The organism is Bradyrhizobium sp. CAR08 (assembly GCF_052871955.1).
The window spans coordinates 532,975-553,047 of record NZ_JBIXJX010000001.1; the positions used below are offsets into that span (position 1 = coordinate 532,975).

Consider the following 20,073-nt stretch of genomic DNA (forward strand, 5'->3'; position numbering starts at 1 on the left):
CGATGCATGGGAGGCATGATGGTCACTTCAGCGTATAGAGAAACGCCGCGATGTCCCGCGCGTCCTTCTGCGGGATGCCCATTCTCGGCATGGCATTGCCCGGCAACGCCCGCTGTGGATCCTCGATCCAATCAGCCATGTTGTCCGGCGAGTTCTGGATGTAGCCGGCGATGTAGGTCCGCGTGCCGATCCGATGCAAGGGTGGGCCGACATTGCCTTCGGCGCCGGCAATGCCGGGAATATCGTGACAGCCGCCGCAGTGATACTGCTTGACGAGGTCGGCGCCACGACGCGCGTCGCCGGTGAAGTTGTCCGGGCCCGCAGCCTTGCAGGCGGCGCCTGTGGTAGCCAGCAGCGCGGTGACTAGCAATCTCGTGATCGGATTTGCCATCGCTGCTTCCCGGCGATCAGGGCTTCTGGCCGAAATTGAAAGACTTGGTGGCAGACCAGGGATCGGTCGTCGAGACCTGCTCGCTCGGGACTTGCTCGACTTCGGGCGAAGGCAGATTCGCGGAAAAGGTTCGGCCCCATTGGTGGCTCGGCTCGTTGCTGATCTTGCCGATATAGGTGACGAGATCCCAGATCACGCTGTCGGGCAGCACGCCGCCCCAGGCCGGCATTCCATTCGGCCGCCCCTGGTAGATCGAGAGAAAAATGTTCTCTGGCTGCGAGCCGTAAGTAAAGTTGTTGTTGCTCAGTGCCGGACCCATGCCGCCGCCGCCATTTGGCGCGTGGCAGCCGACGCAGTTGAAGTTGACGTAGTAGGTCATCCCGCGCTGCTCCGCATTGGGATCGCCCTGCACGGGGTTCTTGATCTGCGGCGGGTCCGGCTGCGCGCCGGGATGGAGGTGACTGACCGGGACCTGCATGAAGACGCCGGGCCTGCCATTGCCGACGCTGCCACCGAAGTTCGGGCGCGGAGACAGCGTCGGCATCTGCGCCTCCTGCGACTGCGGCAAAGTCTGCTGGGCCAGCCCCGCGCCATTCGGCAGGACCGCCAGCAGTAGTGATAGGGCGCTTGCGCGCAGCACTGGAGCAGACATCACTCATGTCCTCCCGATACCATAGCCGGTTGGTCCACCAGCGGAACGCCGTAACTGAGCAGCAGCGAAGTGATCTCGGACCGGTGCTCGTCGATGAATGCATTCAGTCGGTCGCGCAAGGCGTCGTCGCCTTTGCGCACGCCCATCGCGATGGCGAACTGGAACTGCTGAGGTGCAAAGCGCTCGTAATCCCGGATCGGCATGACCGTCAGGGGGACGAGAGAGCGCTGGGCGAAATATCCGCCGAGCGGACCCCAGGCTGCGGCGACATCGAGGCTGCCGCTTTCGACGGCTTCGATCAGGCGCGCCGGGGGATTGGCCTCGCGATAATCTCCGTAGATCGAGTAGCCGCGGACGTTGTCGACGATGCCCTGTTCGCCGAGCGCCTGCGCCGGCGGGGGATTGTTGCCGTCATCGCCGATCAGATGCACGCCGATTGCGAGGTGATGCAAGCGTGGGTCGAGCAGGGACGAAAGCTCGAGGTGCTGGTCCTGCCGCGTGACGAACACGTAGCTCGAGCGATAATACGGCTTCGTCGTCTCGACGAGATCATAGCCGGACGGCACGCCCATGACGACGTCGCATTTGCCGGCTTTCAGCGTGTTACGGATGAAGCCGCGGCGCTGCGCCCACCAGGTGTAGGAGACCTGCAGGCCGAAATGCTCGGCCACCATGGCCGCGAGCCTGTTCTCGAATCCTGCTTCGGCGCTGTTCGAGAAAGGCAGATTGTTGGGATCGGCACAGACGCGAAGCTCGCGATCCGACGCTGCCGCCGCCGTGGTTGCAAGCCCGACCAGAAAACCAAGAGCGATGCCGGGATAACTATTTCGAAGGCGCATGGCTGGTGTCCTCACCATTCGCGCCGCCGAGTTTGAACACCAGCAGCTCACTCCCGCCCGCGGTGTAGAACGGCAAATCCTGGGTCGCACCGACAAAACCGAGCGCGCCGTTGCGCACCCGCGGATCGACCTCGGCGTTGGCCACCACACCCGGCCAGCCGCCGACGCCCGACAGGATCGCGATGTATTGCTGTCCGTCGGAGCCGCGATAGGAGATCGGCTGGCCAATGAATCCGGAGCCGGCGCGGAATTGCCAGAGGACATGCCCGTCCTTGGCATCCACGGCCTTGAACAGCCGATCCATGGTGCCGTAGAACGCGACGTCGCCTGCCGTAACCAGCGCGCCGCTCCAGACCGGCAGCTTCTCGTGGATCTCCCAGACCTTCTTGCGCGCGACGGGATCCCACGCCATGAATTCGCCGCGGTGGCCGCCGGGGCCTGCATACATGTCGACATCGGCGCCCACATAAGGTGTGCCTGCGATATAGCCGACCTGCGATGCCTTGAAGTTCATGCAAAGATGCTGATGCGGCACGTAGAGCAGCTTGGTGCGGGGCGACCAGGCGGTTGGCTGCCAGTCCTTGGCGCCCGGCGCGGCCGGGCAGATGTTCTCGACGGTCTTGCCGGCGAGCGGCGTCTTCTCCTCGTTGGGGATGATCTTGCCGGTCTTGAGATCGACGCCGTTATAGGCATTGACGAATTCAAACGCGTCCGCCGAGATGACTTCGCCGGTCGCCCGATCCATCACGTACATATAGCCGTTGCGGCCCGGGTGGATCAGCACCTTGCGCGGCTGTCCATTCAGTTCGAGATCGACGAGCACATTCTCGTTGATCTCGTCGTGGTCGAACAGGTCGTGCGGGTTGATCTGGTAAGCCCATTTGGCGCGGCCGGTGTCCGGGTCGCGGGCAAAGATTGTGGTGCTCCAGAGATTGTCGCCGCTGCGCTGGTTGGCGTTCCATGGGCTCGGATTGGCTGTGCCGTAGTAGATCAGATTGAGTTCGGCATCGTAGGAGATCCATCCCCACATCGTGCCGCCGCCGACCTGCCAGCGGTCGGCCGGCCACGTCTTCACGCCGAGATCCTTGCCCTTGAGACTGTCGTAGAACGGCTTGAAGTCGTCGCCGATCAGCACGTCCTTGTCCGGGCCCGTGGCGTAGGCGCGCCACGCAATGGCCCCGGTGTTTTCATCGAGCGCGGTGACCCAGCCGCGCACGCCCATCTCGCCGCCGCTGTTGCCGACGAGCACCTTGCCCTTGACCACGACGGGAGCCATCGTGATGGTCTCGCCCTTGTTGATCTCCCCGAGCTTCGTATGCCACAGCTCCTTGCCGGTCTTGGCGTCGATCGCGACCGTGTGGTTATCAAGCGTGTTGAGGAAGACCTTGCCGTTGTCGAAGGCGAGTCCGCGATTGACCACGTCGCAGCAGGCAACGCCCGCGGCTGCCGGTTCAGGCTTTGGCGCGTAGGACCATTTCAATTCACCGCTCGTGGCATCGAGTGCGAACACACGGTTGGGGTAGGGGCCGGCATAAGGGCCGACCACATACATGGTGCCATCGACCACGAGCGGCGCCGCCTCCTGGCCGCGATCGGCACCGACCGAGAACGTCCATGCAAGCTGGAGGCGCGATGCATTGGACGTGTTGATCTGATCAAGGTTGCTATAACGGGTGTTGGCGTAATCGCGCGCCGCCATCGGCCATTGGCCTGGATCTTTCATGCGGCTGGCAAGATCGGTCTGTGCCGAGGCGGACGACAGCAACGCGCAGGACGCGCAAAGGGCACAAAGGAAGCCTGGAAGTCGGCCCAGCAAACGCGTGAGACCACGCACTAACATATGTAAAGATCTCCACGGCAGTGACGAGGCCGTGCGCCGTTGCAGGCCGGTTTACGAACCTACAAACGTTCCGACTTCGCTTGGTTCCAAAGAGGTGAGACCGACGACGAGCTATCTCACGACGTTGCCGGATACGCCGGCGCCGAGGTCAACTGCGATCTGATCTTCCTTGCCGTTACACTTGGGGTGGCCAAATCCAGACGGACTTTTGCCGTCGGGTCCGATGTCATAGATGATTGCGTCTTTCATGTTGGGGCTGACGCCGGCCGGCACGCGGTCGAGCCCGAGCTGGTGACGCACGCGCCAGGCCACGTTGTGATCCGCGCAGGAACTGTCACCGCTCACACCCAGCGCCCCGGCCACGCCGTTGCCGTCATAGAGTGCCAACCCGCCTCCGAACACGATGGTGCCGCCGATCGGCTTGCCTACCATCGGATCCTGGGCCGTGCCGAAGTTGTCGGGAGATCCGGCGTACAAGGCTTCCGGAGACGGCGGGTTGCCGAGTGCCGCTCCGAACAGGAACCCGCCGGGCTGCGCACCGGCATAGAGATTGGCGGTCGCGATCGCCTTGTCCTTCAGGCTGAACGCATTTGCCGTATTGGCCTTCTCGGCCGCGATGGCCCGGCTGCCGAGCCACTGGTCGTCGACCTTGCCGCCGCTATAGGCAACTGCGCAGACGATGCCCTGCCGATTGACGACGGCAGCCCACTCGTTGTTGTCGAGACCGCCGTTGCTGGGGCCGCCGCCCGGCTTGACACTCTTCTTGAGGATATCGGCGAGCTTGTCATGGTCGACCGGGCACGACATCCCTGACTTGGGTTGGTCCTGCGCGCTCAAGACTGCAGGCACCAAGAATGCTGCGGTGATTGCCGTTAGCACCATGACGGATCGTTTTTCCATGTGGCCTCCGTGGAGTGTCGCAGTCGGCAGGCGAACGTTCGAACAGAAGTTGCGGTTCCTATGCAGCGTCGCTCAGCCCGGATGTTGAAGGGAGCGGCAGGCGGGAATGACCGCCGTTCGCAGTCAGCCAGCGGTGAGCAAAGAACAACGCGGCGCCGGTATAGAGTAGGCCCATGGGCACCCACATCAGGATGCCGGCGAGCTGCTGGTCCTCGAGTGCCGAGAGGCCGAATTCCCCGGCGAGGGCGCCCTGGCCTGGGATCCACAGCCGCGGCGACACGGTCAGCAGAGCTCCGAGCACGCCGGAATGCAAAATGGTGATGAAAAGGCACGCGACAGCGATGCCGTCGCGAATTCGAGTGCTACGGCCCTGACCGCGGCCATGCAGCAGCACCCACCAGAACAACAGCGCAGTCGCGAAGAAGCTGATGTGCTGGAGACGATGGATCGCCGTATTCTCGAGCGCCCACGCATATAAAGGCGGTGCATGCCAGACCCAGAGCGCTGCGCCGTGCAGGATGGTCGCGCTCATGGGGTGGCTTACAAAACGCCAGGGCCACGCCAGGATCGGCCAATTGAGCATGCGACCCGCGGCCGGGCGCAGCCGGGCTGGCAAGCTCCACAGCAGCGGGCCATTGATCCGGGCGTACGCCATCAGCGGTGCCGCGACCACCATCAGCAGTTCGTGCTCGATCATGTGCGCAGTGAACAGACGCTCGCCGAGCCAGTGCAGCGGCGAGGTCACGGCAAGTGCGGCCACCAGCCATCCGGTCCAGAACGCGGCCACCTGGCGGAAGCTGACGCCACGGCCACCACCTGCATGCTGCCAGAGCCGCTGCGTTCCGACATAGAAGCCGATACCGACGGCATAGAGCGGGGCCATGAGCCAGGGATCGTAGCTCCAGAGCGAACCGGGATCGACATCCGATAGTCCGTGCGCATCGGCCGGCGCCGCGAGCAGCGCGAGCAGCAGTGCTGCAAAGCTCAGCGCAGGCATGGGCTGATCATGAGCGAGGCGGCGAACTGGTTCGCAATCACCAGCGCAAATAACACGCCGGAGCCGACGCCGAGCCAGGCCATGAACGTTCGTGGTCCGCCACCCCGCGCATCGGCCCATTCAGCCCCCGCGCCGCGCCGAACGGCGCGGGCCGAAATGACAGTGCCTGCCAGCGCGACGACAGCCAGAACCGCGCTCATGATCGCGCCGCTGAGCCTGGTCTGTTCGCAGGAGAAGTGCGCGAGCACGTAGACGCCCTGCAAGTTGATACCCCACGCGATGGGCCCGAGCGCAACGCCGGCCCAATAAAGCAGTCTGGAATGTCGATCGGCTGCGGTCATAGGCGTGGCACCCAATCGAGCAAGACATAGAGCGGCAGCCAGGCGAGCACGACGAAGTTCCAATAGAACACGTTGTCGGTCACGTCGCTGAACCGGCGCGGTTTCGCATGGCGCGTGAACATCAACACCGCCAGCACGACCGTGTCGCCGACATCCGTGGCAAGGTGGGTCGTGTGCAGCCCCAGAATGAGCCAAACAATGGAGCCGTAAGCTGAATTGTCCCAGCGGGTGTTGAGATGCGCGAACTCGAAGCCGCGCAGCACCAGCAGGGCAATGCCGATCAGGGCCATCACGATGAGTCCGGTCCGCACCTTCGCGAGATCCTGCCGGTGTGCGGCGCGGTTGGTGATCTCGTTCGGGATGATGCTCAGCAGATAGATCACGACTTCGGCTGTGCCCGGCCAGAGATCGGGCGGCGAGGCGCCGATCGGCCAAGTTGGGTTGACGGCGTAGAGATAGAGATAGGCACCGATGGCAATGGCAAAGCCCATGCCCTCCAGCGCCATGAAGCCCATGGCGCCCCACCACGGTCCGCTGCGCGGGCCATAGCCGTAAGTCGGCAGTTCAGCGACATTGCGGACGATAGTCTGTCTCACTCCTCGTCCTCCTTGCTGCCGCTCGGCCAGAACCAGCCGATCAACGTCACGGCCATCGGTGGTGTGCCCCAGAGCACGGCCCAGGGCGTGAAGATCGAGCCGATGAAGAACACTGTCGTCGCGATAGCTGTGAGCAGCGGCCAGATGCTGGGTTCGGGCGAAGCCTCCCGGATCTGCGGCTCAGCTTCCGCGAGCGAGGTCAGCAGGACCTCGCGCCGCTCGGCGCTCAGACCCGCGACCACGGGCAGGCTCTCGCTATCGGCCCACAGCGGATCGCGGTGCTTGACCACCGGAATGCGGTCGAAATTCTGCGGCGGGGGCGGCGATGACGTCGCCCATTCCAGCGTTGAGGCATCCCAAGGATTGTCGCCTGCAAGCGCACCTTTGCGAAGGCTGTAGATCACGTTGACCAAAAGCAACGCGAAGCTGAGCGCGAAAATGAGAGCACCACCGCTGGACACGAGATTCAGGTGCGCCCAGTCCATGTCGGCGGTGTAGGTGTAGACCCGGCGCGGCATTCCGATCAGCCCGAGGATGTGCATCGGGAAGAAGGCGACGTTGAAGCCGACGAAGGCGAGCCAGAAATTCCAGCGCCCGAGTCGCTCGCTGAGCATGCGGCCGGCGATCTTGGGAAACCAGTAGTAGACCGCGCCGACCAGCGGGAACACAGCGCCGCCGATCAGGACATAATGGAAGTGGGCGACGACGAAATAGGTGTCGTGCACCTGGGTGTCGATCGGGACCGAGGCGACCATGACGCCGGACAGCCCGCCTAGCACGAAGATCACGATGAAGCCGATCACGAACAACAGCGGGGTCCGGTAGACCGGACGCCCGTCCCAGAGCGTTGCCAGCCAGCAGAAGATCTGCAGCCCGCTCGGCACTGCGATCAGCATACTGGAGGCTGTGAACAGGGCCGCGCCGAGTTGGGGCAGGCCCGTGACGAACATGTGGTGGACCCAGAGACCGAACGACAGGAAGCCGGTCGCGATCAACGAGAGGATCACCACGGGATAGCCGATCACCGGCCGTCGTGCGAACGTCGCGAGGATCGCCGAGACCATTCCCGTGCCCGGGATGAAGATGATGTAGACCTCGGGATGGCCGAAGAACCAGAACAGATGCTGCCAGAGCAGGGGATGTCCGCCCGAGGAGGAATCATAGAAGCGCGTGTTGACGAGGCGATCCAGGATCAGTGACGTCGATGCGACCATGATCGAGGGCATCGCGAACATCACAAGGAAGCTCGTCACCAGCATGGCCCAGACGAACAGGGGAATGCGGTCGAGCGTCATGCCGGGCGCGCGGAGCTTGAACACGGTCACGATGATTTCCACGGAGACGGCGAGCGCCGCGACCTCGGTGAAGGTGATCATTTGCGCCCAGACATCCGGGCGCTTTGTCGGCGTAAATTGCAGCGAGGAGAGCGGGACATAGGCAAACCAGCCAACGTCCGGGCCGACATTCAGCGCAAAGGAAATCCAGAGAAAGCAGCCGCCGAACAGAAACATCCAATAGCTGAAGGCGTTCAGTCGCGGAAAGGCGATGTTCCGCGTGCCGACCATCAACGGCACCAGATAAACGGCGAACGCCTCCATGACCGGCACGGCGAACAGGAACATCATCGTCGAGCCGTGCATCGTGAAGACCTGATTGTACTTGTCGGCGGAGAGAAACGTCTTCTCCGGCCCGGCCAGCTGAATGCGCATCAGGACCGCGAGGAGGCCGCCGAGGAGCAGGAATACGAACGCCGTGATGATGTAGCGGCGGCCGACCACCTTGTGGTCGACCGACGTCAGCGCGCCCATCCAGCCGGACGGCGTGCGCCACACTTTCTCCAGCTGTGTGGAAAGTCGAAGGCCGTTCAGGACGTCGTCCCGCAACTCATTTGGTTCAGCGGCGATGCTCACTTGAGCTGCTCCAGATAATGAATGATGGCGATCATTTCATCCGATTGCAGCGGCATCCTCGGCATGAGATTGCCGGGCTTGATGTGCTGGGGATCGGCGATCCAGGCGCCGAGCGTGGCCGAATTATTCGGCAACGTTCCCGCCGCGATGGTCGTGCGGCTGCCGATATGCGTGAGATCCGGGCCGAGCTGCCCGCCGGCCAGCGTGCCGCTAATGTTGTGGCACAAGGCGCATCCGCGCGCCCGGAACAGAGCCTCGCCCTGCTTGCCGAGCGGATCGGCAGGGCTGTTGGCGCTCTGGTTTGCATGGTCACGCCAGCGGCCGAACTCGTCGGGTGACATCGCGATCACGGCAAATGCCATGTGGGCGTGCTGGATCCCGCAGAACTCGGCGCATTGCCCGCGATAGATGCCCGCGTTCTTCGCCGTGAATTGCAGCTCGTTCTTCTGCCCGGGGATCAAGTCCATCTTGCCGGTCAGGCTGGGCACCCAGAAACTGTGGATCACGTCGGCCGATTCCAGTTCCAGTCTCACCGGCTCGCCAGTGGGGATTCGAATCTCGTTGGCCGTCACGAAACTCTGGTGCGGACTGTCGGCCTCATAGCGGACCTCCCACCACCATTGGTGGCCGATGATCTTGAGGATGTGGGCTTTCTCGTCCTTGGCAAAGACGGTACGTTGTCCGGCATAGCTCACGAAGGAGAGACCGAGCACGACGGCGGTGGTCGCAATCCCAAGCGCGAGGATGACGCGCCCGGAGCGTTCCTCGAAGGCTTGGTGAAGGTCAAGCGGCCGATCAGCCGAACGTTTTCGCCGCATCATTCCGATGCAGAGCGCGATCACGACGGCGGTCCAGACGACCGCCGACACAGCGAGGAAGATGAACAGCGTGTGCAAGATCTGGCCGGATTGCAGCCCTTGCGGATCGAGCGCCGATTGCCGGCCCGCACACGCCGTGAGCGGCCAGATCGTGCACAACACCAGAACCCTTCGCACCCAGACCTGCATTGACGCCTTGTCGCACTCCGCTTCACAGGCGGAACCGGGCAGGCCTACAAAGGTTCCTATCCGCTAATCGGAGCGATGGGCCGAAGAGGGATGTCCGACATCAATCATCGGGCTAGAATGGCCAGCCCTTCACGGCGATCACGATCGCCGCATCGCCAGCGGCCATCAGCAACAGGACGGCGAGACTGGCGATGATTGCGCCCGGCTGGGCAAGCACGCGCAACTCTCCAAGCATGTGTCGGCTCCAAAAAGCAGCAATGCCGCGATGACCCTGAGGGTTCCTGCGGACACGCCGGGCGTTGACGTGCGAGCGCCGGAACGAAGGCCCGAGATCGCGCGTTCCTGCGACGAATTGAGGGTTCACGTGCCGCGCTATCATTTTGATCTGGTCGACTCCGAGACCGTCGCCGACGAGGGAGGAGCTGAATTGCCCGACGACATCGTGGCGCTGGACGTTGCCGAGGAGATCGCGAAGAGGCTCCTTGCGGAGCGTCCCGAACTCAGGAATCGTCATTTTTCCATCCTGGTCACGAACCAGCAGGGTGAGGAGATCGGGAAAGTGCCACTGGATGTCCTGCACTGAAGTCGCGGCCTGACATGGCGTTGAGGATCGGAGTGATCTCGGATACGCACGGCCTTCTCAGACCTGAGGCCGGACGCCGTCTTGCAGGGGTGTCGCATATCCTCCACGCTGGTGATATCGGCGCGCCGGAGGTTCTGGAGAGGCTTTGCCGAATAGCGCCCGTCACCGCCATCAGGGGAAACGTCGATGTCGGCAGTTGGGCGAGGCGCTATCCCGAAACCGAAACAGTGCACCTCGGCGCTCGTTGTTTCTACCTCCTTCACGATCTCAAGGCGCTCGCCATCGACCCCGCGGCAACCGGTGTGAACGTGGTGATATCAGGACATTCGCATCGGGTGCAGGTCAACACGATCAACGGAGTGCTTTTCCTGAATCCTGGAAGCGCCGGTCCAAGGCGATTCAAGCTGCCGATCACGCTGGCAACGCTCGATCTCGATGAGGGCGGCGACCTGCGGCCCACCATCCATGAGCTCGACGCGTGAACGAAGCGCATGCGTAGCAGCTAGTGGGTATTCGACTTTTGCCATCGCTCCAGATCAATCGGGGGACGCTTTGGGTCGATCTGCTCCTTCTCGGGATTTCCCTGCCAAGGCTGGTCCGTCTGCCGGTGGGTTGGCAAATCCGTCTGCTGTCGCGGATCGTCGACCGGTGTTTCTCTCGGGTCGTTTTCAGGCGCTTTCGCTTTCGGCATAACTTGTCCTCTCTGCGATCTGTCGGTGTGGTGGCACGCGATCAACGTACGCCAGCGATCCCGCCATCATCAGCTTCCGGGTGCCGTCCTTCTCCGTTTCCCGCGATAGAGCCTGGACCATGAACAAAAAGCCTTCCGTATGAACTGCGGGGTCAACACGGGCAGGAATCGTTCGTTCCTAGGGGCATGCATCAGCATCGATCAGGAACGACCGCCGCCCCATCTCATTGCCAGCGCATGAGGTCGCGAGACCGAAACAAGGAGCATGCAATGTCCAAATTGCCCCCCATACCGCCAGAGCAGCGCAGCGACAAGGGACCCGGATCTGATCCCAGGATCGAGACGGATGAAAGAGTCCCCGACCGCGAGAACTTCGACACCCAGGGTCGTCACGGCAACATCAAGCAGAACACGACAAACCAAGGCTACCAGCAGGACCGATGAATGCCACACAAGAACTCAGACAGTGAACGCTTCGGTGGTCCGGGCTCCTCGCGGCAGGATCGCAAGCACCCCGAAAAGGGAGGTCGCGAGCATGAGCGCCCTGCGCCCGGAACGGCTACCAACGACCGCAAATCACACGTCTCGGGAGGCGGTGGTGAGCGCGATCAACATCACACGCACGACGATCGTGAGAGGAGCTGAGCAATGGCTAAGACAACTTCGAGCTTGATGCTGATCGCGTTCCTGGCGACCGCGTCGATAGGGGCCGCCTCGGCGCAGAGTGGCGGTGGCGGCGGTTCGGGAGGATCGGGCGGAGCAAGCGCGAGCAGCACGAGCGGCGGCACCGGCGGTGCCACAAGCCCTGGGTCGGCAGGCCTTGGGTCTGCAGGAGCTACAAACCAGACGGGCGGTGCATCGCCCAGCCTGGGCAATCCAGGCGACGCGGCCGCGGCTTCGCGTGGCACGACGGCTACCGGCACGAACACCGCTGGAACGGCCCAATCGAGCGGTGGCGGGCCGCGAGGATCGACCACCGTCGGGCGGGCCGGCAATCCCGCAGGGGGGACCAGCAGCGGACGGATTGACGGAACTGCGACACCCGGTCCGTCGATCCCGGGCGACGCCGAAATACGCTCGGAGAACTCTCAGGATTCCCACGTCGATCGAAAGATCAAGAGCATCTGCAAAGGCTGTTAGATCGGCGATCAGGACGCCGGGTTTTCCGGCGTCCAATCGAGGTCGTCCTCGCTTCGAGGTTCGGGGTCGGGCGAGCAGGGCTTGATCTTCAGGTCATCCTCGAGCCTGGGCTGACCCCCGCCGCTTTCGACCAGACCGGCGTCTTCGGCCTTTTTCAGGGTTTCCTCTTTGGTTGAAAACGTCCGGCTCAGTTTTTCGCCGTCCTTGAACAGGGCATACGCCATATTGGCTCCTCGCGATTGGAATCATCGAAGACTTTGACGTGGGCGGACACACACGGCCACCGTCGCTCCTTTGTCGCTTGGTGAAGCTCTAGCCGACTTCCCTGAGATTGCTCAGGATCGCCAGGTGACGCTGAATGATCGGCGGCGACATCTATGCGACCTGCTGTTCGCCGGGGTGCCATCTGATCGCAAATACGACGTGGAATCTCCAATGTTGGATTCACAAGACGCTGCGACCGTTTCGAACGTTCCTATCGCCGCCGTAAGCAGCCGGGCGATGCTCCACCTGATGTCGGCATCCTGGCACGAGCCCGCAGGTTAACGCAGGTTATTGGCACGGGAAGTGCGTCATGATCATAGGAACGGCAGCACTGAGGACGGTTTGTCCATCATCCAGATGCCGACCGGCGCACGAGCAAAATCATGCAACACAGAAATTCACGCAGCTTTCCGATTTCCGCGGGCGTCCTTCTCGGGCTTGGTCTGGGCGGGTTTTTTGACGGCATCGTGTTTCATCAGCTGCTGCAATGGCATCATATGTTAAGCGGCTGGTATCCGCTCAACTCCATCGACAACGTCAAGCTCAACACGACCTGGGACGGCATCTTCCACAGCGCGGCCTATGTTGTTGTGCTCCTCGGCCTGTATGTGCTGTGGCAACGGGCGCGCGGGTCTGACATCCACTGGTCGCGCGGCCAGTGTCTCGGCGCGGTGTTGCTCGGTTGGGGCATCTTCAATCTGGTTGAAGGCGTGGTTGACCATGAGGTCTTCAAGCTGCACCAGGTGAATGAGACCGTGCCTCACGAGCAGCGCATCTTCTGGGACATCGGCTTCCTGCTATGGGGTGCGGCCATGTTGGTCATCGGCGCCGCCATGACACGCGCCGGCACGCAAGGGAGGGTCCATGCGGAAAGCAGTCTACAGCCTCGCTAGAGAGACCCCGCCAGCTCTGGTCTATGCCATTTTTATATTGCTGCTGATGCTCGCTACAGCACCGGCCTTTCGCATCGTGCTGTTGGGTGTGTCGCTGGATGATCTTCTGCAACTACGCTGCTTCAATCCCGGCTGATGCGCGGTTATCACGCCTCATGTCTTCCCGGAGGTAACATGGTCGAGTTCAGGCTTCCGAAACACTCCCGCGTCGAAAAGGGAAGGATCTGGCCCAAGCCGGACAGCAAATCGTTGCGCGAATTCCAGGTCTATCGCTGGAATCCCGACGACGGACGCAATCCCCGGCTCGACACCTACTTCGTCGATATGAGCGATTGCGGGCCCATGGTTCTGGATGGTCTGATCTGGATCAAGAACAACATCGACTCCACGCTGACATTCAGGCGGTCCTGCCGCGAAGGCGTGTGCGGCTCCTGCTCGATGAATGTCGCCGGCCAGAACACGCTCGCCTGCACCAAGTCCATGAGCGAGGACGTTCCGAACGGCGAGCCGCTGCGCGTGCTGCCCTTGCCGCATCAGCCAGTGGTCAAGGACCTCGTTCCCGACCTGACGAATTTCTACGCACAGCTCGCATTGATCGAACCTTGGCTGCAAACCGTGTCACCCACACCACCGAAGGAATGGCGACAGAGCCATGAGGATCGGGCCAAGCTCGACGGGCTCTACGAGTGCATCCTCTGCGCCTGCTGCTCGACATCTTGTCCAAGCTACTGGTGGAATTCCGAGCGTTTCCTCGGCCCAGCGGCCCTGATCCAGGCGGCCCGCTGGGTCAATGACAGTCGCGACGAGGCGACGGGCGAGCGCCTCGACAAGCTCGAAGACCCCTTCAGGATTTATCGCTGTCACACCATCCTCAACTGCGCGAAGGCGTGTCCCAAGGGCTTGAATCCGGGCGAAGCCATTTCCGGATTGCGCCTCAAGATGGTCGAACGGAAGTTCTGATCGGGGACGGACACTCGCGCATAAAGGAACGATGGCTGCGGGGTAGGCTTATCGACCAAACTGGAGGCGCCTGATGGGCAAGAAACAATTCGCCGCGTTGCCGTTCATGCTGAACAATTCCGAATTGCGCGTGATGCTGATCACGACCAGGCGCAAGCGCAGGTGGAGTGTCCCGAAGGGATCGCCGATGCGCAAGACGGAGCCGCACCGTACGGCTGCGCTCGAGGCGTACGAGGAGGCCGGTCTCGTCGGCGTCACCGCAAAGCGCGCGCTGGGCTCCTTCAAGCATCGCAAGCGGAAGGGTGATCGCAAGCGGACCATGAACGTTGCCGTCTTTCCCATGAGGGTCCACGGGCAGGAGCGCTGGTGGCCGGAAAAGGGAGAGCGTGAAGCAATCTGGGTCTCGCCGAAGACGGCGGGCCGTCTGGTGCACAAGGCGCAGCTTCGTCGTCTAATCGCCCGCTTCGCGGCGCAGACGGAGAAGACCGCCCCCTCACCGCTGAGCGATGGCATGGCTCCAGGAACCCGCGTCTCGTCCAGTTATTCAAGGTAGATGAACCAGCAACCGACCGGACTCGCATTCGAGGAGCGACCGCCTCATGAGGTCTTGGCCGCGGCGATCAAGCGACGCTGCGCGATCCTGTTCGTCGGCGCCGGCGTCTCGATGGCTGTCGGCCTGCCGTCCTGGCAATCTCTGATCGACCATCTGCTGGATGACCTTGGACTTGAGCGCGACGTGATCGCTGGGATGCACGGCGGCTATCAGATGCTGGCGGAGTACTACCGGCTGAAGCGCGGCGGAATCGGCCCGCTCCGCAGCTGGCTCGACCGCAACTGGCGCGTCGACCCGGACAGGATCGCGGCCTCACGGCTCCACCGGCTGATCGTGGAGCTCGATTTTCCGACCATTTACACCACGAACTACGACCGCAACCTCGAGACGGCCTTCGAGGTCCTGGAAAAGCCCTATGCCAAGATCAGCAACGCAAAGGACATTGCAAGCGCCCGTTCCGGCGTCACGCACATCATCAAATTTCATGGCGACTTCGACGACGATGCCTCGCTCGTCTTGACCGAGACCGACTTCCTCAACCGGCTCGCGTTCGACTCGCCACTCGATATCCGGTTTCGCGCCGATGCCTTGGGCAGCACGCTGCTTTTCATCGGATACAGCATGTCCGATCCCAACATTCGGCTCCTGCTGCATCGGATTTGGCAGAGTTGGGATGAGTCCGGGCACCGCCAGGACCGACCGAGGTCCTTCGCGTTCGTCACGCAGCGCAATCCGGTGCAGGAGGCTGTATTGGCGAACTGGGGCATCACCACCATAGCGTCGCCTGACGGCGTCAGCCCAGATGATGGTGTCAGCCAGTTTTTGCTGGACATCCGCCGGCGTATCGAGCGAGAGAGCTAAAGCGGTCCCTGGCGCGCCTTGAGCGTTTGCTCTGCTGCCGCGGGGCCGCTCGGCTCAGCGGCGGGATCGGTCAGAAGGAGGATCGATGACCAGTCTGCACCTGGGCCGGTCACCGATATCCCCTATATCGCCGTGCATAGGCATAGCGAGGATTGACGCCGCAATAGGCGTGCGTTCCCGATGCAGTCGCCATGCACTGAGCGTAACTGGCGAACTGGCAGTTGCCCGGATAGCCCCAGACGCGGCCCTGAAGGCAGTAGCGGTCTTGTGCGACGGCCGCCGTTGGGGAGCCGAGGCCCGTCACGAGCGCGAGAGAGGCGGCGGCCAGGAGCAATCGATGCTTCATGGAAATCTCCATTTCAACATTGAACGTGCCTCGTGAAGCGGCGTTCCAAGTGCAACGTTTACCGACTCCTCTAATTGCGACCTGAACGCGATGCGGCCCCGGCGAGGAGAGGATCTCACCGAGGCCGCTCTCATGCGCGCAACAGCAAGGGCGCGCTTTGGAGGATTGCTAACCGCGAACCGCTAGCGACGCGGCGTGGCGCCGTTGGACGGTGGGGTCGTTTCGTTGCGCATGCCGGAAGGACTGGAAGCACCTTGTCCGCCCCGCTCGACATGGGTGATGCCGCCGCCGCCGCCGGTTCCGCCTGAGCCGCCATCTCCAGCTCCAGCACCGCCTGCGCCTGCGCCTGCGCCGCCAGCCCCGGCACCAGCGCCCGCGCCGCCGCCAGCACCGCCTCCGGCCCCACCACCGGCGCCGCCTGCGCCACCACCGGCGCCACCGCCAGCACCTTGCGCGAACGCTGCGCCGACTGAAGCGCCTGCAAGCATTGCTGCCGTAAAGATCGTCAGGATTGTCTTACGCATCTGTCTTCTCCTTGAGGTTTCGATGTCGGATCAATCATGTGAAGCATCCACCGTTCCTAGCCGTGCAGCGTGATCAAGCTCTGTCGTCGACGACTCCGCGTCGATATTGCGAAGGCACGGCAACTTCGTCGAACCGTTGGGCGAGAGCATCGAGAGCCGCGCGCATCTGCGGCCCCTGCATGGCCGCGCCGTGCCCCGTGACGACGATCTCCGGAGCGAGTGCGGCAAGTGCGCGCACCGATGTCTTGGCGCTTCCCCAATCGGGGGTGAAATACATCGGGGGCCCGTGCATCTCCGGCGTTTGCGTCACTGCGGCGTAGACGGATTCCTGCCGCGTCGTGATGAAGGCATCGCCGGCAATCAGCACGCGGTCGCGTTCGCGCCAGAGCGAGATATGCCCTGGGGTATGGCCGGGGGTATGGATCCACTGCCATTCCGGCATGAAGGGCACGCTGTGATCACAGGGAAGATCATAAAGGCGCGATGCGACATCCACCGGCTTTGTCGGGAAGAGCGGAGAGAGCCGAGCGAGCAGCCCGCCACCGACGCTGGGATCGGCCGACGGATAGGATTGGCTTCCGTCCAGATAGGGATGCTCGGCCGCATGGGCATAAACCGGCACGTGCCATTCATTCCCTAGCGTTTCGAGCACGCCGACGTGATCGAAGTGCCCATGCGTCATGACAATGCAGGAAGGCCGGCCGTTTCCTCCAAACCGGGCTTTCGCGGCGGAGCGGATGGCGCCAGCCGATCCGGGAATGCCGGCGTCCACCAGCACCCAATTGCCGTCGCCGGCGTTTTCGAGGCCAACGAAAATCACGTTGACGATCGCGAGCTGACGATAGGCGACGTCAGCGACGATCTGCCGCGTGTTGTCATTGCGGTCGAGGTCGGATTGCGCGTGCTCCGCGTCGGCGGAAGAGGGAAGCGGGATCTGCGTCATGTCCATTCAAGTCCGAGTTGGTCAGCTCACTAGCGCTCGATTGTGCCGATCCGCCGGATCTTCCTCTGAAGCAGCATCACGCCGTACAGCAGCGCCTCCGCGGTCGGCGGGCAGCCGGGCACGTAGATGTCGACCGGCACGACACGATCGCAGCCGCGCACGACCGAATACGAATAGTGGTAGTAACCACCGCCATTAGCGCACGACCCCATCGAGATGACGTAGCGTGGCTCGGGCATCTGGTCGTAGATCTTGCGAAACGCCGGCGCCATCTTGTTGGTGAGCGTGCCCGCGACGATGATCACATCCGACTGGCGCGGCGATGCGCGCGGCGCGAAGCCGAAGCGTTCGGCGTCGTAACGCGGCATCGACATCTGCATCATTTCGACCGCGCAGCAGGCGAGCCCGAACGTCATCCACATCAGCGACCCGGTTCGCGCCCAGGTGATCAGCTCCTCCGCGCTCGCCGTGAAGAAGCCCTTGTCCGCAAGATCGTCGCGGATCGTCATGAAGAACGGATCGGAAGTGTTGTCGGGCCGTCCCTCGCCCGGCCGGCCAAGTCCGGGCCGGCCAAGTCCAGGCCGGCCAAGCGAAGCGCCTGAGCTGCCGACGTGCGGAGAGCTGTCTGTCATTCTTGTCCCTAAGCGCTGCGGCCGTTTGGCGATGCGACCACACGTTCGGGAAAACAGTCATTTGCATGCCGCGTTCCTGCGGCGGTAGCGGGATTTGTGTTCTGTTATCGCAGGTTAGCTTCGGGTCCGGCGGCCGGAACCCAGCGTCGGCGTCACGGATCACTCTAGGAACGATCCACCGAAACTGCGGTTGGCGGCGACAAGGCCGGTGAAATGGAGAACATGAAATGACGAACGCAGCCCGCGATACATTCGTGGTTGGATTACGCAATGCGCATGCGATGGAAGTGCAGGCGCGAGAGTTGATGGAACGTCAGTCGGAACGATTGGACGAATATCCCGAGGTCAAGGCCAAGGTTGCCGCCCACCTTCAGGAAACCAACGAGCAGCTGAAGCGGCTGGAGAGATGCCTGGAAGCCTGCGGGGAGAGCACCTCCAGCCTCAAGGATACGACGCAATCCATGATGGCGAACATGCAAGCCATGGCACACTCTGTCGCCGGCGACGAGATTCTCAAGAACACATTCGCCAACAATGCCTTCGAGAATTTCGAGATTGCTGCATACAAGTCTTTGCTCGCCCTCTGCGGCGCCGCTGGGTTCGCGGAGGCCAAGGAGCCTCTTGAGACGTCGCTGAAGGAGGAGCAGCGCATGGCCGCCTGGATCGACTCGAACGTCGAGAAGGTGACAATGGAATATCTGGCGCATCAGCGCCAGGCGGCCTGATCGCACTCCACACCCACCACGGCGAGACCGGCGGCTTCGGCCGCCGAGTCCGCCTGCGGTCTCATATCGGCTCGCAGGACCGGAACCCTCTTATCCACGTTTGGCTGTAATGGCGCACATCATTTTCAGCGACTACCGTAGTCCCGCTGCCGAACAGGCCTATGAGATCGCGTGGGACTTTCTGGCCCGCAGCGGGGCGATCCACGATGAGTTCGAGGCGTGCGTGTTTCTGGCCCAGCGCATCACCATGATGGTCGAGGAAGGCCAGGAAAACCGGATCCGGATGGCCAATCGCGCGATCTCCGAATACCAGTACCATCTCGAGAACTTCTGCAAGCCGGCCCGTGGCGCGGCTGCTTCACGGGCTTGAGAGCTCGCGCGGGTTCCGCGCGTTCCTCGGCTCGTTCTGCCGTTTACTGCCCATCGGCGATCGTTAGCTGTCCGCGTGCCCCGGTACGTCCGCTCCTGCGCGGTGCAATGGCCGGAACAAGTGCCGGCGCTTCCCCGGCCATGCGCATGGCGAAATAGGCGATCGTCGCCTTGAGACCGTCTTTGAGCGCCACGCGCGGGCGCCATCCCAGCGCGCGAACGGCTGTGTCGATCACTGGTTTGCGGCGCTTTGGATCGTCCTTCGGCAACTCCTCGAATCGGAGCGGCGAGATTGACTCCGTATACGCCAGCACGTCGCGCGCAATAGCCTCGATGGCGACCTCGTGGGGATTGCCCAGATTGCACGGACCAGTAATCGAGGATGGACTCTCCATGAGCAGCTGGAGGCCGCGCACGAGATCGTCGACGAAGCAGAAGCTCCTGGTCTGCGTACCACCTCCATAGATCGTGATCGGCTCTCCGCGAAGCGCCTGCACGATGAAGTTGGAGACCACGCGTCCGTCATTCTCCAGCATACGGGGTCCGTAGGTGTTGAAGATGCGCGCGACCTTGATTTCGACGCCGTACATGCGATGGTAATCGAACATCAGCGTTTCCGCAGCCCGCTTGCCCTCGTCGTAGCAGGCCCGGGGCCCGATCGGATTGACGTTGCCGAGATAGGTTTCCGGCTGGGGATGCACTTCGGGATCGCCGTAGACCTCGCTGGTCGATGCCTGCAGCACCCGGGCGCCTTTCCGTTGCGCGAGCTCCAGCATGTTGATGGTGCCGAGCACGCAGGTCTTCATCGTGCCGACTGGATCCTTCTGGTAATGCCTGGGTGAGGCTGGGCAGGCAAGGCTGTAGATCCGGTCGATGTCGCCCTCGATCTCGATGGGATCGCGCACGTCGTGTTCGATGAAGCGAAAATTCGGATGATTGAGCAGCGGGCGGATGTTGTCGATCCTTCCCGTAAACAGGTTGTCGAGGCAGATCACGGTGTGGCCGCGCTGCAAAAGCGCGTCGCAGAGATGGGATCCGATGAAGCCGGCGCCGCCGGCCACCAGAACGGTGGGAGAGCGGCGGGACGCGTTGATGCGGGTCTGAAGTGTCATGGTG

Annotated in this window: 28 protein-coding genes; 10 read left to right on the forward strand and 18 right to left on the reverse strand. The window is 62.7% G+C overall.

Going from position 1 to position 20,073, the window contains the following annotated elements; genetic code table 11:
* Positions 1-22: 22 nt before the first annotated feature.
* The 11 genes from ACIPUD_RS02395 to ACIPUD_RS02445 form a co-directional block, all read right to left on the reverse strand.
* Entirely contained in the window at positions 23-391 is a 369-nt protein-coding gene (locus tag ACIPUD_RS02395) for a c-type cytochrome (RefSeq protein ID WP_018460405.1), read from the reverse strand.
* A gap of 16 nt (positions 392-407) precedes the next feature.
* Complete coding sequence (locus ACIPUD_RS02400; RefSeq protein ID WP_204511980.1) at positions 408-1,043, reverse strand: c-type cytochrome; 636 nt, start codon at positions 1,041-1,043, stop codon at positions 408-410.
* A complete protein-coding gene (locus tag ACIPUD_RS02405) occupies positions 1,043-1,882 on the reverse strand; it encodes a substrate-binding domain-containing protein (protein WP_085348952.1) in 840 nt (279 codons plus the stop codon). The genes ACIPUD_RS02400 and ACIPUD_RS02405 overlap by 1 nt, the downstream gene beginning before the upstream one ends.
* Complete coding sequence (locus ACIPUD_RS02410) at positions 1,866-3,722, reverse strand: PQQ-dependent dehydrogenase, methanol/ethanol family (RefSeq protein ID WP_204511979.1); 1,857 nt, start codon at positions 3,720-3,722, stop codon at positions 1,866-1,868. Before ACIPUD_RS02410 ends, ACIPUD_RS02405 begins: the two co-directional genes overlap by 17 nt.
* Positions 3,723-3,833: 111 nt before the next feature.
* The gene (locus ACIPUD_RS02415; protein WP_085348954.1) at positions 3,834-4,622 is read right to left on the reverse strand and encodes a GlcG/HbpS family heme-binding protein; all 789 of its coding nucleotides are present in this window, start codon (positions 4,620-4,622) and stop codon (positions 3,834-3,836) included.
* 58 nt (positions 4,623-4,680) lie between these two features.
* On the reverse strand, positions 4,681-5,619 hold the full coding sequence (locus ACIPUD_RS02420; protein ID WP_446480055.1) for a cytochrome c oxidase assembly protein: 939 nt from the start codon (positions 5,617-5,619) through the stop codon (positions 4,681-4,683).
* A complete protein-coding gene (locus ACIPUD_RS02425) occupies positions 5,607-5,960 on the reverse strand; it encodes a hypothetical protein (protein ID WP_018460399.1) in 354 nt (117 codons plus the stop codon). Before ACIPUD_RS02425 ends, ACIPUD_RS02420 begins: the two co-directional genes overlap by 13 nt.
* Complete coding sequence (locus tag ACIPUD_RS02430) at positions 5,957-6,556, reverse strand: cytochrome c oxidase subunit 3 (protein ID WP_247473897.1); 600 nt, start codon at positions 6,554-6,556, stop codon at positions 5,957-5,959. Before ACIPUD_RS02430 ends, ACIPUD_RS02425 begins: the two co-directional genes overlap by 4 nt.
* Positions 6,553-8,466, reverse strand: a complete 1,914-nt coding sequence (gene ctaD / locus ACIPUD_RS02435; RefSeq protein ID WP_247473895.1) for a cytochrome c oxidase subunit I — start codon at positions 8,464-8,466, stop codon at positions 6,553-6,555. Before ctaD ends, ACIPUD_RS02430 begins: the two co-directional genes overlap by 4 nt.
* Positions 8,463-9,473 carry a cytochrome c oxidase subunit II gene (coxB, locus tag ACIPUD_RS02440; RefSeq protein ID WP_446480056.1) on the reverse strand — a complete coding sequence of 337 codons (1,011 nt, stop codon included), beginning with the start codon at positions 9,471-9,473 and terminating at the stop codon, positions 8,463-8,465. The genes ctaD and coxB overlap by 4 nt, the downstream gene beginning before the upstream one ends.
* A gap of 112 nt (positions 9,474-9,585) precedes the next feature.
* Complete coding sequence (locus ACIPUD_RS02445; protein WP_018460395.1) at positions 9,586-9,708, reverse strand: hypothetical protein; 123 nt, start codon at positions 9,706-9,708, stop codon at positions 9,586-9,588.
* A gap of 30 nt (positions 9,709-9,738) precedes the next feature.
* Here ACIPUD_RS02445 and ACIPUD_RS02450 point away from each other — a divergent pair, with 30 nt between their 5' ends.
* Both ACIPUD_RS02450 and ACIPUD_RS02455 read left to right on the forward strand, forming a co-directional pair.
* Positions 9,739-10,056 carry a DUF6894 family protein gene (locus ACIPUD_RS02450; RefSeq protein ID WP_231190486.1) on the forward strand — a complete coding sequence of 106 codons (318 nt, stop codon included), beginning with the start codon at positions 9,739-9,741 and terminating at the stop codon, positions 10,054-10,056.
* A gap of 14 nt (positions 10,057-10,070) precedes the next feature.
* Positions 10,071-10,538 carry a metallophosphoesterase family protein gene (locus tag ACIPUD_RS02455; RefSeq protein WP_247295139.1) on the forward strand — a complete coding sequence of 156 codons (468 nt, stop codon included), beginning with the start codon at positions 10,071-10,073 and terminating at the stop codon, positions 10,536-10,538.
* Positions 10,539-10,558: 20 nt separating this feature from the next.
* On the opposite strand, the gene ACIPUD_RS02460 is transcribed toward ACIPUD_RS02455, so the two are convergent.
* On the reverse strand, positions 10,559-10,747 hold the full coding sequence (locus ACIPUD_RS02460; protein ID WP_083926604.1) for a hypothetical protein: 189 nt from the start codon (positions 10,745-10,747) through the stop codon (positions 10,559-10,561).
* 270 nt (positions 10,748-11,017) lie between these two features.
* Here ACIPUD_RS02460 and ACIPUD_RS02465 point away from each other — a divergent pair, with 270 nt between their 5' ends.
* Complete coding sequence (locus ACIPUD_RS02465; protein WP_162847264.1) at positions 11,018-11,191, forward strand: hypothetical protein; 174 nt, start codon at positions 11,018-11,020, stop codon at positions 11,189-11,191.
* A gap of 704 nt (positions 11,192-11,895) precedes the next feature.
* Here ACIPUD_RS02465 and ACIPUD_RS02470 read toward each other — a convergent pair.
* Entirely contained in the window at positions 11,896-12,111 is a 216-nt protein-coding gene (locus ACIPUD_RS02470) for a hypothetical protein (protein ID WP_018460391.1), read from the reverse strand.
* 423 nt (positions 12,112-12,534) lie between these two features.
* Here ACIPUD_RS02470 and ACIPUD_RS02475 point away from each other — a divergent pair, with 423 nt between their 5' ends.
* The 5 genes from ACIPUD_RS02475 (at position 12,535) to ACIPUD_RS02495 (ending at position 15,418) form a co-directional block, all read left to right on the forward strand.
* On the forward strand, positions 12,535-13,044 hold the full coding sequence (locus ACIPUD_RS02475) for a DUF2243 domain-containing protein (protein ID WP_204511969.1): 510 nt from the start codon (positions 12,535-12,537) through the stop codon (positions 13,042-13,044).
* Positions 13,016-13,180, forward strand: a complete 165-nt coding sequence (locus ACIPUD_RS02480) for a hypothetical protein (protein ID WP_204511968.1) — start codon at positions 13,016-13,018, stop codon at positions 13,178-13,180. Before ACIPUD_RS02475 ends, ACIPUD_RS02480 begins: the two co-directional genes overlap by 29 nt.
* 38 nt (positions 13,181-13,218) lie before the next feature.
* Positions 13,219-14,004, forward strand: coding sequence for a succinate dehydrogenase iron-sulfur subunit (locus ACIPUD_RS02485; protein WP_018460386.1), 786 nt, complete (start codon positions 13,219-13,221; stop codon positions 14,002-14,004).
* 73 nt (positions 14,005-14,077) lie between these two features.
* Entirely contained in the window at positions 14,078-14,557 is a 480-nt protein-coding gene (locus ACIPUD_RS02490; RefSeq protein ID WP_018460385.1) for an NUDIX hydrolase, read from the forward strand.
* A complete protein-coding gene (locus ACIPUD_RS02495; RefSeq protein ID WP_018460384.1) occupies positions 14,558-15,418 on the forward strand; it encodes an SIR2 family NAD-dependent protein deacylase in 861 nt (286 codons plus the stop codon).
* Between the two features lie 109 nt (positions 15,419-15,527).
* Here ACIPUD_RS02495 and ACIPUD_RS02500 read toward each other — a convergent pair whose 3' ends face one another.
* From ACIPUD_RS02500 to ACIPUD_RS02515, 4 genes are all read right to left on the reverse strand, one after another.
* Positions 15,528-15,764: a DUF3551 domain-containing protein gene (locus tag ACIPUD_RS02500; protein WP_083926601.1), complete on the reverse strand. Its 237-nt coding sequence runs from the start codon at positions 15,762-15,764 to the stop codon at positions 15,528-15,530.
* 182 nt (positions 15,765-15,946) lie between these two features.
* Positions 15,947-16,288 (reverse strand): hypothetical protein, encoded by a 342-nt coding sequence (locus tag ACIPUD_RS02505; protein WP_247473888.1) that lies wholly within the window; start codon positions 16,286-16,288, stop codon positions 15,947-15,949.
* A gap of 73 nt (positions 16,289-16,361) precedes the next feature.
* The gene (locus tag ACIPUD_RS02510) at positions 16,362-17,231 is read right to left on the reverse strand and encodes an MBL fold metallo-hydrolase (protein ID WP_166517552.1); all 870 of its coding nucleotides are present in this window, start codon (positions 17,229-17,231) and stop codon (positions 16,362-16,364) included.
* A 29-nt stretch (positions 17,232-17,260) separates the two neighbouring features.
* Entirely contained in the window at positions 17,261-17,863 is a 603-nt protein-coding gene (locus ACIPUD_RS02515; RefSeq protein ID WP_085348967.1) for a NuoB/complex I 20 kDa subunit family protein, read from the reverse strand.
* Positions 17,864-18,090: 227 nt separating this feature from the next.
* On the opposite strand from ACIPUD_RS02515, the gene ACIPUD_RS02520 reads away from it, so the two are divergent.
* Both ACIPUD_RS02520 and ACIPUD_RS02525 read left to right on the forward strand, forming a co-directional pair.
* Positions 18,091-18,588 (forward strand): ferritin-like domain-containing protein, encoded by a 498-nt coding sequence (locus tag ACIPUD_RS02520; RefSeq protein ID WP_026234016.1) that lies wholly within the window; start codon positions 18,091-18,093, stop codon positions 18,586-18,588.
* 109 nt (positions 18,589-18,697) lie between these two features.
* The gene (locus tag ACIPUD_RS02525; RefSeq protein WP_085348969.1) at positions 18,698-18,958 is read left to right on the forward strand and encodes a hypothetical protein; all 261 of its coding nucleotides are present in this window, start codon (positions 18,698-18,700) and stop codon (positions 18,956-18,958) included.
* Positions 18,959-19,001: 43 nt separating this feature from the next.
* Here the strand turns inward: ACIPUD_RS02525 and ACIPUD_RS02530 are convergent, their stop codons facing one another.
* On the reverse strand, positions 19,002-20,069 hold the full coding sequence (locus ACIPUD_RS02530) for a UDP-glucuronic acid decarboxylase family protein (protein ID WP_085360990.1): 1,068 nt from the start codon (positions 20,067-20,069) through the stop codon (positions 19,002-19,004).
* Between the last annotated feature and the right edge of the window lie 4 nt (positions 20,070-20,073).

What these genes read in the sequence shown, in the direction of transcription:
- ACIPUD_RS02395 (WP_018460405.1), bottom strand. Translation starts at nt 391, where the DNA reads ATGGCAAATCCGATCACGAGATTGCTAGTCACCGCGCTGCTGGCTACC.
- ACIPUD_RS02400 (WP_204511980.1), bottom strand. Translation starts at nt 1,043, where the DNA reads ATGTCTGCTCCAGTGCTGCGCGCAAGCGCCCTATCACTACTGCTGGCG.
- ACIPUD_RS02405 (WP_085348952.1), bottom strand. Translation starts at nt 1,882, where the DNA reads ATGCGCCTTCGAAATAGTTATCCCGGCATCGCTCTTGGTTTTCTGGTC.
- ACIPUD_RS02410 (WP_204511979.1), bottom strand. Translation starts at nt 3,722, where the DNA reads ATGTTAGTGCGTGGTCTCACGCGTTTGCTGGGCCGACTTCCAGGCTTC.
- ACIPUD_RS02415 (WP_085348954.1), bottom strand. Translation starts at nt 4,622, where the DNA reads ATGGAAAAACGATCCGTCATGGTGCTAACGGCAATCACCGCAGCATTC.
- ACIPUD_RS02420 (WP_446480055.1), bottom strand. Translation starts at nt 5,619, where the DNA reads ATGCCTGCGCTGAGCTTTGCAGCACTGCTGCTCGCGCTGCTCGCGGCG.
- ACIPUD_RS02425 (WP_018460399.1), bottom strand. Translation starts at nt 5,960, where the DNA reads ATGACCGCAGCCGATCGACATTCCAGACTGCTTTATTGGGCCGGCGTT.
- coxB (WP_446480056.1), bottom strand. Translation starts at nt 9,473, where the DNA reads ATGCAGGTCTGGGTGCGAAGGGTTCTGGTGTTGTGCACGATCTGGCCG.
- ACIPUD_RS02445 (WP_018460395.1), bottom strand. Translation starts at nt 9,708, where the DNA reads ATGCTTGGAGAGTTGCGCGTGCTTGCCCAGCCGGGCGCAATCATCGCC.
- ACIPUD_RS02450 (WP_231190486.1), top strand. Translation starts at nt 9,739, where the DNA reads ATGACCCTGAGGGTTCCTGCGGACACGCCGGGCGTTGACGTGCGAGCG.
- ACIPUD_RS02455 (WP_247295139.1), top strand. Translation starts at nt 10,071, where the DNA reads ATGGCGTTGAGGATCGGAGTGATCTCGGATACGCACGGCCTTCTCAGA.
- ACIPUD_RS02460 (WP_083926604.1), bottom strand. Translation starts at nt 10,747, where the DNA reads ATGCCGAAAGCGAAAGCGCCTGAAAACGACCCGAGAGAAACACCGGTC.
- ACIPUD_RS02465 (WP_162847264.1), top strand. Translation starts at nt 11,018, where the DNA reads ATGTCCAAATTGCCCCCCATACCGCCAGAGCAGCGCAGCGACAAGGGA.
- ACIPUD_RS02470 (WP_018460391.1), bottom strand. Translation starts at nt 12,111, where the DNA reads ATGGCGTATGCCCTGTTCAAGGACGGCGAAAAACTGAGCCGGACGTTT.
- ACIPUD_RS02475 (WP_204511969.1), top strand. Translation starts at nt 12,535, where the DNA reads ATGCAACACAGAAATTCACGCAGCTTTCCGATTTCCGCGGGCGTCCTT.
- ACIPUD_RS02480 (WP_204511968.1), top strand. Translation starts at nt 13,016, where the DNA reads ATGCGGAAAGCAGTCTACAGCCTCGCTAGAGAGACCCCGCCAGCTCTG.
- ACIPUD_RS02485 (WP_018460386.1), top strand. Translation starts at nt 13,219, where the DNA reads ATGGTCGAGTTCAGGCTTCCGAAACACTCCCGCGTCGAAAAGGGAAGG.
- ACIPUD_RS02490 (WP_018460385.1), top strand. Translation starts at nt 14,078, where the DNA reads ATGGGCAAGAAACAATTCGCCGCGTTGCCGTTCATGCTGAACAATTCC.
- ACIPUD_RS02495 (WP_018460384.1), top strand. Translation starts at nt 14,558, where the DNA reads ATGAACCAGCAACCGACCGGACTCGCATTCGAGGAGCGACCGCCTCAT.
- ACIPUD_RS02500 (WP_083926601.1), bottom strand. Translation starts at nt 15,764, where the DNA reads ATGAAGCATCGATTGCTCCTGGCCGCCGCCTCTCTCGCGCTCGTGACG.
- ACIPUD_RS02505 (WP_247473888.1), bottom strand. Translation starts at nt 16,288, where the DNA reads ATGCGTAAGACAATCCTGACGATCTTTACGGCAGCAATGCTTGCAGGC.
- ACIPUD_RS02510 (WP_166517552.1), bottom strand. Translation starts at nt 17,231, where the DNA reads ATGACGCAGATCCCGCTTCCCTCTTCCGCCGACGCGGAGCACGCGCAA.
- ACIPUD_RS02515 (WP_085348967.1), bottom strand. Translation starts at nt 17,863, where the DNA reads ATGACAGACAGCTCTCCGCACGTCGGCAGCTCAGGCGCTTCGCTTGGC.
- ACIPUD_RS02520 (WP_026234016.1), top strand. Translation starts at nt 18,091, where the DNA reads ATGACGAACGCAGCCCGCGATACATTCGTGGTTGGATTACGCAATGCG.
- ACIPUD_RS02525 (WP_085348969.1), top strand. Translation starts at nt 18,698, where the DNA reads ATGGCGCACATCATTTTCAGCGACTACCGTAGTCCCGCTGCCGAACAG.
- ACIPUD_RS02530 (WP_085360990.1), bottom strand. Translation starts at nt 20,069, where the DNA reads ATGACACTTCAGACCCGCATCAACGCGTCCCGCCGCTCTCCCACCGTT.